This window comes from Dactylosporangium sp. NPDC000244 (assembly GCF_040300725.1).
Taxonomy (GTDB): domain Bacteria; phylum Actinomycetota; class Actinomycetes; order Mycobacteriales; family Micromonosporaceae; genus Dactylosporangium.
In genome coordinates this window covers 95,551-104,339 of record NZ_JBEPEH010000033.1, presented here as the reverse complement: position 1 = coordinate 104,339, position 8,789 = coordinate 95,551, and the positions used below count along the sequence as shown (strand labels likewise).

Annotated in this window: 25 protein-coding genes; 17 read left to right on the top strand and 8 right to left on the bottom strand. The window is 68.6% G+C overall.

Annotated elements, in window-relative coordinates; translation table 11 throughout:
* The first annotated feature begins 9 nt into the window (after positions 1 to 9).
* From ABT369_RS39615 to ABT369_RS39545, 15 genes are all read left to right on the top strand, one after another.
* On the top strand, positions 10 to 231 hold the full coding sequence (locus ABT369_RS39615; RefSeq protein WP_350620364.1) for a hypothetical protein: 222 nt from the start codon (positions 10 to 12) through the stop codon (positions 229 to 231).
* Positions 231 to 443, top strand: coding sequence for a hypothetical protein (locus ABT369_RS39610; protein WP_350620362.1), 213 nt, complete (start codon positions 231 to 233; stop codon positions 441 to 443). The genes ABT369_RS39615 and ABT369_RS39610 overlap by 1 nt, the downstream gene beginning before the upstream one ends.
* A complete protein-coding gene (locus tag ABT369_RS39605) occupies positions 440 to 634 on the top strand; it encodes a hypothetical protein (RefSeq protein ID WP_350620360.1) in 195 nt (64 codons plus the stop codon). The genes ABT369_RS39610 and ABT369_RS39605 overlap by 4 nt, the downstream gene beginning before the upstream one ends.
* Entirely contained in the window at positions 631 to 894 is a 264-nt protein-coding gene (locus ABT369_RS39600) for a hypothetical protein (RefSeq protein WP_350620358.1), read from the top strand. The genes ABT369_RS39605 and ABT369_RS39600 overlap by 4 nt, the downstream gene beginning before the upstream one ends.
* Positions 891 to 1,112 carry a hypothetical protein gene (locus tag ABT369_RS39595; protein WP_350620356.1) on the top strand — a complete coding sequence of 74 codons (222 nt, stop codon included), beginning with the start codon at positions 891 to 893 and terminating at the stop codon, positions 1,110 to 1,112. Before ABT369_RS39600 ends, ABT369_RS39595 begins: the two co-directional genes overlap by 4 nt.
* A gap of 9 nt (positions 1,113 to 1,121) precedes the next feature.
* Entirely contained in the window at positions 1,122 to 1,439 is a 318-nt protein-coding gene (locus ABT369_RS39590) for a DUF7736 domain-containing protein (RefSeq protein WP_350620354.1), read from the top strand.
* Positions 1,439 to 1,642 carry a hypothetical protein gene (locus tag ABT369_RS39585; RefSeq protein WP_350620352.1) on the top strand — a complete coding sequence of 68 codons (204 nt, stop codon included), beginning with the start codon at positions 1,439 to 1,441 and terminating at the stop codon, positions 1,640 to 1,642. The genes ABT369_RS39590 and ABT369_RS39585 overlap by 1 nt, the downstream gene beginning before the upstream one ends.
* Complete coding sequence (locus tag ABT369_RS39580; RefSeq protein WP_350620350.1) at positions 1,639 to 2,139, top strand: hypothetical protein; 501 nt, start codon at positions 1,639 to 1,641, stop codon at positions 2,137 to 2,139. Before ABT369_RS39585 ends, ABT369_RS39580 begins: the two co-directional genes overlap by 4 nt.
* The gene (locus ABT369_RS39575; protein WP_350620348.1) at positions 2,136 to 2,351 is read left to right on the top strand and encodes a hypothetical protein; all 216 of its coding nucleotides are present in this window, start codon (positions 2,136 to 2,138) and stop codon (positions 2,349 to 2,351) included. The genes ABT369_RS39580 and ABT369_RS39575 overlap by 4 nt, the downstream gene beginning before the upstream one ends.
* Positions 2,348 to 2,509 (top strand): hypothetical protein, encoded by a 162-nt coding sequence (locus ABT369_RS39570; RefSeq protein WP_350620347.1) that lies wholly within the window; start codon positions 2,348 to 2,350, stop codon positions 2,507 to 2,509. The genes ABT369_RS39575 and ABT369_RS39570 overlap by 4 nt, the downstream gene beginning before the upstream one ends.
* Entirely contained in the window at positions 2,506 to 2,634 is a 129-nt protein-coding gene (locus tag ABT369_RS39565; RefSeq protein WP_350620345.1) for a hypothetical protein, read from the top strand. Before ABT369_RS39570 ends, ABT369_RS39565 begins: the two co-directional genes overlap by 4 nt.
* Positions 2,631 to 2,948 (top strand): hypothetical protein, encoded by a 318-nt coding sequence (locus ABT369_RS39560; protein ID WP_350620343.1) that lies wholly within the window; start codon positions 2,631 to 2,633, stop codon positions 2,946 to 2,948. Before ABT369_RS39565 ends, ABT369_RS39560 begins: the two co-directional genes overlap by 4 nt.
* Positions 2,945 to 3,259, top strand: coding sequence for a hypothetical protein (locus ABT369_RS39555; RefSeq protein WP_350620341.1), 315 nt, complete (start codon positions 2,945 to 2,947; stop codon positions 3,257 to 3,259). The genes ABT369_RS39560 and ABT369_RS39555 overlap by 4 nt, the downstream gene beginning before the upstream one ends.
* A gap of 220 nt (positions 3,260 to 3,479) precedes the next feature.
* On the top strand, positions 3,480 to 3,824 hold the full coding sequence (locus ABT369_RS39550; RefSeq protein ID WP_350620339.1) for a hypothetical protein: 345 nt from the start codon (positions 3,480 to 3,482) through the stop codon (positions 3,822 to 3,824).
* Positions 3,821 to 4,381 (top strand): hypothetical protein, encoded by a 561-nt coding sequence (locus tag ABT369_RS39545; RefSeq protein WP_350620337.1) that lies wholly within the window; start codon positions 3,821 to 3,823, stop codon positions 4,379 to 4,381. The genes ABT369_RS39550 and ABT369_RS39545 overlap by 4 nt, the downstream gene beginning before the upstream one ends.
* Positions 4,382 to 4,435: 54 nt before the next feature.
* On the opposite strand, the gene ABT369_RS39540 is transcribed toward ABT369_RS39545, so the two are convergent.
* From ABT369_RS39540 to ABT369_RS39510, 7 genes are all read right to left on the bottom strand, one after another.
* Entirely contained in the window at positions 4,436 to 4,669 is a 234-nt protein-coding gene (locus ABT369_RS39540) for a hypothetical protein (protein WP_350620335.1), read from the bottom strand.
* Between the two features lie 971 nt (positions 4,670 to 5,640).
* A complete protein-coding gene (locus ABT369_RS39535; RefSeq protein WP_350620333.1) occupies positions 5,641 to 6,036 on the bottom strand; it encodes a hypothetical protein in 396 nt (131 codons plus the stop codon).
* Between the two features lie 4 nt (positions 6,037 to 6,040).
* Complete coding sequence (locus ABT369_RS39530; protein WP_350620331.1) at positions 6,041 to 6,229, bottom strand: hypothetical protein; 189 nt, start codon at positions 6,227 to 6,229, stop codon at positions 6,041 to 6,043.
* Positions 6,226 to 6,405, bottom strand: a complete 180-nt coding sequence (locus ABT369_RS39525) for a hypothetical protein (protein ID WP_350620329.1) — start codon at positions 6,403 to 6,405, stop codon at positions 6,226 to 6,228. The genes ABT369_RS39530 and ABT369_RS39525 overlap by 4 nt, the downstream gene beginning before the upstream one ends.
* Positions 6,402 to 6,722: a hypothetical protein gene (locus tag ABT369_RS39520; RefSeq protein WP_350620327.1), complete on the bottom strand. Its 321-nt coding sequence runs from the start codon at positions 6,720 to 6,722 to the stop codon at positions 6,402 to 6,404. Before ABT369_RS39520 ends, ABT369_RS39525 begins: the two co-directional genes overlap by 4 nt.
* 11 nt (positions 6,723 to 6,733) lie before the next feature.
* Positions 6,734 to 7,222, bottom strand: coding sequence for a hypothetical protein (locus tag ABT369_RS39515; protein WP_350620325.1), 489 nt, complete (start codon positions 7,220 to 7,222; stop codon positions 6,734 to 6,736).
* A gap of 11 nt (positions 7,223 to 7,233) precedes the next feature.
* Complete coding sequence (locus ABT369_RS39510; protein WP_350620323.1) at positions 7,234 to 7,779, bottom strand: hypothetical protein; 546 nt, start codon at positions 7,777 to 7,779, stop codon at positions 7,234 to 7,236.
* Between the two features lie 86 nt (positions 7,780 to 7,865).
* Here ABT369_RS39510 and ABT369_RS39505 point away from each other — a divergent pair, with 86 nt between their 5' ends.
* Both ABT369_RS39505 and ABT369_RS39500 read left to right on the top strand, forming a co-directional pair.
* Positions 7,866 to 8,087, top strand: a complete 222-nt coding sequence (locus tag ABT369_RS39505; RefSeq protein ID WP_350620321.1) for a hypothetical protein — start codon at positions 7,866 to 7,868, stop codon at positions 8,085 to 8,087.
* Entirely contained in the window at positions 8,084 to 8,329 is a 246-nt protein-coding gene (locus tag ABT369_RS39500; RefSeq protein WP_350620319.1) for a hypothetical protein, read from the top strand. The genes ABT369_RS39505 and ABT369_RS39500 overlap by 4 nt, the downstream gene beginning before the upstream one ends.
* Before the next feature lie 81 nt (positions 8,330 to 8,410).
* Here ABT369_RS39500 and ABT369_RS39495 read toward each other — a convergent pair whose 3' ends face one another.
* Complete coding sequence (locus tag ABT369_RS39495) at positions 8,411 to 8,686, bottom strand: hypothetical protein (RefSeq protein ID WP_350620317.1); 276 nt, start codon at positions 8,684 to 8,686, stop codon at positions 8,411 to 8,413.
* Between the last annotated feature and the right edge of the window lie 103 nt (positions 8,687 to 8,789).

Below are 8,789 nucleotides of genomic sequence, written 5' to 3'. Positions count from 1 at the left end.
GGAGGTTCGATGGACAGCTTCACTGCGATGATCGTCGAGCGGGTCACGATCGCGATCCGCGCCGGTGGCCCGAATGCAGACGGCTTGGCCGAGGCGATCGCCAACGACTTGACCGACCTGATCAACGAGGTCGACGACGAGCAGGGCCCGGCGAACTACGCCGAGGACAACTACCAGGCGGGCTGGCACGGAGCTATGCACGCGCTCCGCGAGCGGCTGGGGCTGGCCTGATGGACACCATCCGTACCGCCGACCTGCCGGACGGCTCAATCGTCGTCGGCCGCGAACTGCCCGGCCACCGTGAGGTCGTCTGCATCAAGGACCACCCGACCCGGTTCTCGGCGTGGCGGTGCACGAACGGCAGCCACGTCGGCGACTGGTTCGTCGACCGGCTGATCGGGGGCGGCGACTACCAGGTGCTGCGCGTCGGGAGCGGGTCATGACCGCCCCGAAGCCGGAGACGGACTGCTGCTACTGCCACCGCCCGGTCGTCAAGGTCGACCGCCGGTGGGAGCACTTCTTCCTCGATGACATCGTCGACCCGGACGGCTACTACACGATCGTCATCTGCGACCCGCTGCTGTTCAACGACCGGCTGCGCCGCGTGGCCACGCCGTCGGTGGTGACGTCGTGACCCGGGACGAGGCGATTCTCGCAGCCGCCGCGATCATTCGCCCGCACATCGACGGCATCTTCCGCGCGGACGACCGCGCGATCGGTCGCGCTCAAGAACTGGCCGACGCCGGACTCCTCGCCGGAGGGAAGCCGCGTATCGCCCTGCCGCCCCATGAGGCGGTCGCGAACACGCTCCAGGCGACGATGTCGTGGGGGCCTGCCGAGCGAATCGCCGCCGAGCTGGATGCGGCCGGGCTGCTGGCGGAGCGCGCGTCGTGACCCGCGTCCTCGGCTCCGCGCTGCACGTCGGTGACCGCATCGTCGACCCGGTCGACGGCTGCACCGTCCACGAGATCCTGGCCCTGGACGAATACCCGGGCTTGTGGCGTGGCGGTCATCTGCGCCGCGCCCACGGCGACCACTGGGGCGCCACCATCGCCGACAGCCACACCTATCAGTTGGACGACGTGCGGGCCGAGATGCCCGTCGCCGCCTGAAGGGGATCCATGACCACGAAGACGTTCCACATCGGCGACATCCTCTCCGTGACCTCGGGCATCTTCTGCACCCCGAACGGCATGGGCGGGCTGTACGACATCCTCAACTGGATGACCGGCGACGACCTGATGACCCACCAGCTGCCCCGGGCCAGCCGCGAGTGCGCGCCGGACCTGCGGCGCCAGCACCCGGACTTGGCTGGCGTGTCCGTGCCCGGGTTCTCGGGCGAGGCCGAGGGGCTGGCCTGGATCGCCTGGCAGGTCCAGATCTTCGGCGAGACCCGCGAGGTCGCACCCCTGACCGCCGGCGACCGGATGGGCCGCTGATGCGCACCGCCACCGTGTCCGCCGAGACGACCGTCATCCATCACACCGGCCGCGGCTGCAAGCTGCCCGCCGGGACGTACGAGGTCGTCGACATCGACGGCGCCGCCGATCGGGGCGTCGCCTACCTGGCCGGGCCGGAGGACGGGGCTCTCGTGTGCGTGTCTCTTACCGACCACCTGATCGACTTCAAGGAGGCGCGATGACCCAGACCGCCGAGTGGCCATTCGAGACCGACGCCGACCGCAACGACCCGCTGACCGCGCACCGTATCGCCGTCACCAGCTCCCACCCGCGCTGGTACTACCTCGTCGCGTTCGACAGTGAGTCCGAGGCGCGGCCGACCGACGCCGAGACCGCGATGCTCGCCTCATTCCTCAACGAGTACAAGGATCACTGGTACGGCAACAGCGGCTTCCGGCAGAAGATGGAGCAGCGCGCCCTCGACGTGGACGGCGGCGCGAACGGCGTCATCTTCCACAAGTGGGGGGAGGACGACTGGGGCTTCCGCCGGCACTCCTACGAGTACGGCTACCTGTTCTCGATCGTGTGGCCGTCGCAGCGCGCCGACAAGGAGCCGGGCAAGTATGTCGGCCCGTACTCGCTGGTCGGACTGATGGACTTGATCCACACGATTGGCGACGAACGGCCGATGCAGCGCTGGCTGGACTGGAAGGCCACGCACCCGGAGGTGTTCGCGTGATCGACGACCGTGACCCGCTGCTGGTTCTCGCCGACCGGACGACCAGCCCCGAACGTGCCACCCAGGCGGTTGAGGAGCTGCGGCGTGCGGGCTTCGCCGACCCGGAGGGCATCGCCCACGACTTTGGGTGGCGTCGCGGCGACAACGGCCGCGCCGACGCGGAACGCATCGCCCGCGGCTTCGGCTGGAGCCTCGGCGAGGAGCGACAGTGAGGCCCGAGGACACGACGACGAGCCCGTGGGGCCGCGGTACCTGCCGGATCTGCGACCGCGAGTTCAACCTGCTGAAGACCGGCAAGGTACGCCACCACTCCGACCGCGGCGATTACCGCTGCACTGGCGCCGGGGACTGGCCGAAGGAGACGGCATGACGCAGGAGGTCGACTGCCCGGACTGCCACGGCGAAGGCGTCGTGTTTTGTCACCAGGGGTGCCACAAGCAGGATTGCGACGCCTGCGACGGGACCGGGGCCGTGGAAGTCGAGGTGTCGAGGTGACGCCCGCGAACCGGCACCGCGTCACCACCGACCACCTGCACTTCCTCACCGCCCGAACCGGTCCGGTCGATCATGGCGCGACAGCGCTGGTCGACACCAACGCCGGCATCCGCATCGTCGCCCCCGGCCTGGTCCTGGAGCCCGGATCAGGTGTGCGTCGACTCCTGACGACCCGCACCGACCTGGTTGAGGATGCCCGGGTCGCCGGGCTGACGGTCTCCGAGTTCATGCGGGCCAATGCCGGCAGGATCGCCGCCGATCTGAACGCCATCCTCGAGACCGATGAGCGCACCCTGAGGGAACCGCTCCGGTGAGGACCGCCGACCTCGAGCTTCTCCGCGACGTCGCCGCATGCGCTGGGGACACGCACGCCGGGGTCTACACCTACGCCTATCTGCCCATGTGGAAGCAGTACGCCGGCGCCACGTGGGATGGGGCCCGCGTGTACGTGACCGCCGAGGTGCGGCACACGCCGGGACTTTGCTCGGAGGTGACCGGGGCGGCACGGCGTTTGCTCGCGGCCGGGCTGATCGAGCTCGGCCCTTCGGGATGGCGGCGGGCAGAGCGACCTCTCGTGCTCACCGATGCGGGCCGCGCGTTTCTTGATGGCACGATTCGCCGATGACCGTCTGCCGTTCCTGCCGCCGCCCGTTCGCGACCCCAGCGGATTGGGCGGCGTTCTCGTCCTCGACCTGCAACGCGGACGGTTGCGCGTGGGGTGCCGACCGGTGCTGGTCGTCCGGCGACTGCGGCATCCCGGCCGTCGAGGTGGCCGGGCTCGTCGCCGCTGCCCGAGACCTGCGGGCTGGCCGCTCGTGGGCGCGAGTGCCGCATAGGGTTGGGCCGTGACTACCTGGACGTGCGGCTGCGTGTTGCCCCGTGGCCCGTTCTGTGACGATCACCGCCGCGAGTTCTTCGGCGTTGAGCCGGTCTCGGAGGTCGACCGGTTCCTGATGCTGCTCCGCGACAACCCGACGCTGTTGGATCCTGCGCCCGGCGAGGCGGCGGCTGCGGCGATGCAGCATCGCGCCCAGGACGAGATCCACACGTGCCTGCGCTGTGGCGAGCGGTCGAAGGCGGCGGTCATCGCCGCCACGAAGATCGGCCCGCGCTGGCTTGACGTGTGCTGGGGCTGCTACAACTGGATTCAGTTGGGTGCGACGCCCGCACGTCTCTGGCCTCGACCATGACCTTCCCGGCGGTCAGCGTCACCGGGCATCGCGACCTGTCCGACGTCCAGCTGGCGTGGCTGCGGACCGAGCTCGACCGTGTGAACCTGCGCCTCGTGCACGAGTTCGGCACCGCCGACGCGGCGACCGGGATGGCACGGGGTACGGACCTCGACTTCGGATGGTCGGCGCTGTTCGCCGGCATGGCCGTCCACGCGCACATCCCGTACCCGCAGCAGCCAAACGGCCGGGACTGGACGGACGCCGACCGGGACTCGTACCGGCGGCTTCTCGAGCGGTGCACGTCGAAGCGCGAGTACGGGCGGGCGCCGGACGTGGGGCTGCTGTTCGCTCGCAACGACGGGCTGCTGGATTTCGCCGCCGAGCGGTCCGGCGTGATCGTGGCCGTCTGGGACGGCCGGCGCAAGGGCGGCACCTACGACACCGTCAAGAAGGCGGCCAAGCGCGGGCTGCCCGTCATCCACTTCGATATCGCCCGGCTGCAGGTGCATGGGCCAGGATGCTCGTGCGTCAAGCGCTTGCGCAAGGCTGACCAGAAGCCCTTGGAGTTGTTCTAGGGCAAGGAGAAGCCCCGCACCTCCAAGGAGATGCGGGGCTTGGCGTTGCGGATGCTACTTGCGCTTGCCGAAGGTTTTCGCCGCGTAGATGGCGGCAAGGACCGCGGCGCCGGTGCCGATCGCGAACCCGAGCTTCTCGTTGAAGTAGGCGATCACGGTCGACGCGGCGACCGCCAGTGCGGTGTACAGCGTGAAGTACTTGATGCGGATGACGAGCTCGCGTGTGGAATTTGGCTCATCGGGAGGTTGAGGGTTTGACGTACCCCCGTCGGGCGTTACAGTGGCCACGTTCGTCTTCCTCGTGAAGCGTCACGTTGGACGCGGACAGCGTTGTGACAGACGCATCCGAGCGGCGCGGGCGGGAACCCGTGCCGCTCTTGCTGTCCGGGGTCTCCGGTGGCAGGCCCGCACGAGGGTGAGCGGGCACGAGGGCGGCTTCGCTCTCGGGTGCGTCGAGGACATTACACCGAATTCTGGTGGGCGGAATCGCATCGACTTCGATCTTGCCAAGGTGGTTGGAAAGTGGCCAAAGATTGCGGCGAGCGCCGCGGGCAATCAGCTGCAGATATCGCTTAGGCCACAGGCGGGATTACGCAGAGTGAGCGAATGTCTGTGACCAACGTCTCGCCCCGCGAGCCTTTCACAACCGACTGGTTGTCGATACCACGCCTGTGTGACCTGCCCATACATGTCAAGCCACGCCATACAGGCCGCCTGCGCAGTGCGCCTCACACGGATATCAACGCGGATATTATCCGGACATCAATAAAGTTCGGTCTTCCGTGTCGCAACGTTGAGGTACTGCAGTATCGCAACGTTGCTTGAGATTCCGCGACCTTGTAGCAGATGAATTTACGTTCTACAGAAAACCTCATTCGGAAACCAATTAACTTCCTACAAGGTTCGCCGCTTGCTACCGCAAGTCCGCGATGTCGAACCCGACCGCGTTCCCCGCGTCCACCAACGCCGCCAGACTCGGGAACGTCCGCTCGTAGCCGTCGCCGGCGAGTCGATACCAACGGAGCTTGCTGCGCGCGTCGAACGAGCCGACATCTACCCGCCACCGTCCGTCGCCAGTCCGCATCGCCCCCGTCCACGCCCCCAGGTCCCGAACGTAGAACGCCCGCCAGACCTGGTGAAGGCCGGCGGGCGAAGTACACCGCTGTAGTTCGTGCACAGGTTGATCCACAGGCTGTGGAATCAGCGAACGCGCCGCATGAACTGCCGCCGCGCCGCGACCTGTACCACGTCGGTCGCCCTCAGTCCAGGTGGCCGAGCGTCGACCGGCATTCGCCATCGGCGGGAAGCAGCAGGTTGCACGTCCCCCAGCCGGCCTTCCGCTTGTATCGGGCAACGCGGGCGTCCCCGAGTGCGCCGAGCTGTGTTGCGAGATTGTTGGCGGCAGCGACGAGCGAATCCCACGCCTCATCGGAGTAGTCGCCGGACGTGGACGTCCTGATCGACGACTGGTGCACCTGCCTGGCCTGCGCGAACGCTGCATGCGCCTCGGCGACCTGAGGCGACATTGAGCCGAACGCCATGGTCGCCTCGTCGAGCATCGACGCGCTGCCAGTACTGTGCCGCGAGCCGGGTTGCTCCAGCGCGCCGAGGTAGTAGGCGAGCTCGGCGGCGGTCATGTCCTTGAGGTCGGTCACGGCGTCATTCTCCCTTGCTGCGGATCTGCCGGGCACGTGCAACCAGGTCGGCGATCCCGTCGAGGTTCTCGTCGGTGAGCGCCGCCTCGTCCTCGGACGTCAGCAGGGTCACCGTCCCGTCCGGGAACAGGCGCAGGGTTGCGCCCCACGGCAGCGGCAGCTCAACCGCGGTGATCGGGTCGTGGCTGGTCACGTCGCCTCCTTGATCATCTCGTAGCATCCACTGGCGATCCGTTCGGCAACGCGGCTCGGGTCGACAGCGATGATGGCGTTGTCGGAGAGCCTGCGCATTCGGACGGGAGCCTGGGCCTCAATCGCGGCCAGGACTGCGGCGCGCTCAGCGTCGGTCATTTCGTTCGGGTCGGTCATGCAGCACCTCCGGTGGGAAAGTCGTAGCCGGCGGAGTTGCGTTCGTCGACGAGGACGCCGACGAGGCCGGCGCCGTACGTGGCCCGCCACGCGGCCTGGTCGTCGGGGTAGGCGACGCCGTCGAGCTCGTGGCACATCCCGCCGCAGCGGGCCTCGATACGGCCGTGCACGACGTTGACGGTCCAGCCGCCGACGGGCGTGAACGCGGGGGCACCGATGCCGGGCTCGAACTTCGGCAGCCGGTGCAGGGGGAGCAGGCCGACGGTCCAGATCCGGTAGTCCCGGCCGAAGGCGTGCCGCAACTGGGGCAGGGTCATGGCGGGTCCCTTCAGGCGGCGTCGGTGTCGCGGGGGATGGCGTTGCCGTACTGGTCCTTCGGCACGGCCGGGTCGATGAGGTCGGCCGCCCACAGCACGCCCTCGCGGCGGTAGCGCGACGGGACGGTGCGCTCGTTGCAGCGGTCGCGGATCAGCTTCGCCAGGTCGGCGGCGGCTTCCCGGTAGACGCGGGCCACCTCGGCGCGCATCTCCCGGACCTGCTCCTCGGCGCGTTCGCGGGCGGCGTTGGCGAAGTAGACGGCGCCCTCCTGCTCGTGCCGGGACTCGGCACGGGTCATGAGCCCCTGGCCGGCGTTGAGGTGCTCGTACGGCAGGGTCCGCTCGCGGTCGCGCTGCTCGCCGGCGGCCCGGTAGCCGAAGGTGCGGCGCAGGGCCTCGGCGTAAAAGTCGGGGCCCCTCCAATTCTCCTCGTGGATCATCTTGCGCTGCTCGTCCTGGAGGCGGCTGGCGATGAGATCCCAGTTCATGCCGTCGGTCATGGCGTTCTCCTTCAGGCGGCGACGATGGCGAGGATGCGGTTGATGTGGTCGGCGCGCTGCTGCTCGGCCTCGGCGGCGGCGACCGCCTCCTTGTAGAGGCGCTTGCCGAAGTCGGTGACCTCGCCGCCGGTGGGGCGGAAGCGCGGGCCGTCGAGGGTGATGAAGCCGCGCTTGGCCATGGCGAGCAGCATGCTGAGGTCGGCGCCGGCAGCACCCCGGCCGCGGCGGATGTGGCCGGTGGAGTCGAGGGCCTGGCCGATGACGACTACCTCGGCCGGGGTCATGCGGGTCGCGGTGCCCTTCGCGGGCGCGGCGAGCCTGACCGCGGGGGCGGGCTCGACGGGGGCGGTGTGCTCGGCGACGAGGGCGTTGTAGGCGGCGACGGCCTGGTGGTCGTGCTGGTGGAGCTGCGAGATGACGGTGAGGCCGTCGCGTCGGGCCTGGACTTTCCAGCCGGCGCCGTTGACCCAGAACGCCTGGACCGTGGTGCCGTTCACCGTCTCGGTGAGGCCGGTCGCCGGGATGTAGCGGGCCGGGGCGGTGGTCGTCTGCGTCATGCCTACGATCCTAGGCCAGGGATCTTCGGCATGCCTCACCCGTTCGGCCTAACTTCCTAGGCGTCCGTTCGTGGGAGACTCGGCGGATGACCACCCTCGACGACATCGAAGAAGCCTGGAAAGGTATCGAGCGCGCGAAAGAGCACTACCGGGAAACACTCCGCGCCGGCCTGGCCGCCGACATCCCGCAGGTGGAGATCAGTCGACGTCTCGGCCGTACCCGCGAGATGCTCCGCCGCGACGTCATGACCGACGAACAGCTCGCCGAGCTCAAGAAGGCCGATCGCGAAAGGAAGCAGGCGAAGTGAACAACCCAGTGATCGCTGAGATCCAGAAGCAGGACCGCAACGGCGACTGGACCAAGGCCGGCGAACTGGCTATCCATGAACACGCCATCCCGCGCATCGGCGACGGACTGGACTGGTACGACATCCGCTACCGAGTCCGTGACGTGCTCTGGACCTACCCAGTACGAGGCGGAGCAGGAACTGGGGAATTCGGGCTCGAGATTCGGGTCGAGATCGACAACGACACCGTCGAGGCCATCTAGACGTCTGCCTCGATCACCAGCATTCACATCTGGAAGGACGCCCGGGTCGGCATCACTAGCAGGCGCCGGCCCAGACAGCCGCTACGCCTCGTCGGCGAACTCGACCGCAGCCCAGTCGATCGTCAGGCCCCGGATGGCCGCGTGCCGGCCGGTGTCCGTGTAACGGGCCACTTCGATCCAGCCGCCCTCACCACCGCGCAGGATGCGCACGGTCCCGCCTGGCCCGGCGATCGCCGTCCGGGCGATCCGGTGCGCGTCCACGGCGGTCGCGTACAGCGGCCCGATCGACTCGTCGGTGAGGGTGGCGCCGGAAACGAGGTAGGCGGCGTCAGCGGATATGACCTGTTGTGTGTCCATCACCCCACCGTGCGCCTGTGGGCCTGGCGGCCGGTATCGGCCGGGTGTCCGGGCCGGTCGGCGCGGACGTATGACCTGGTCGGCCCGCTGTAGCGCCGCTACG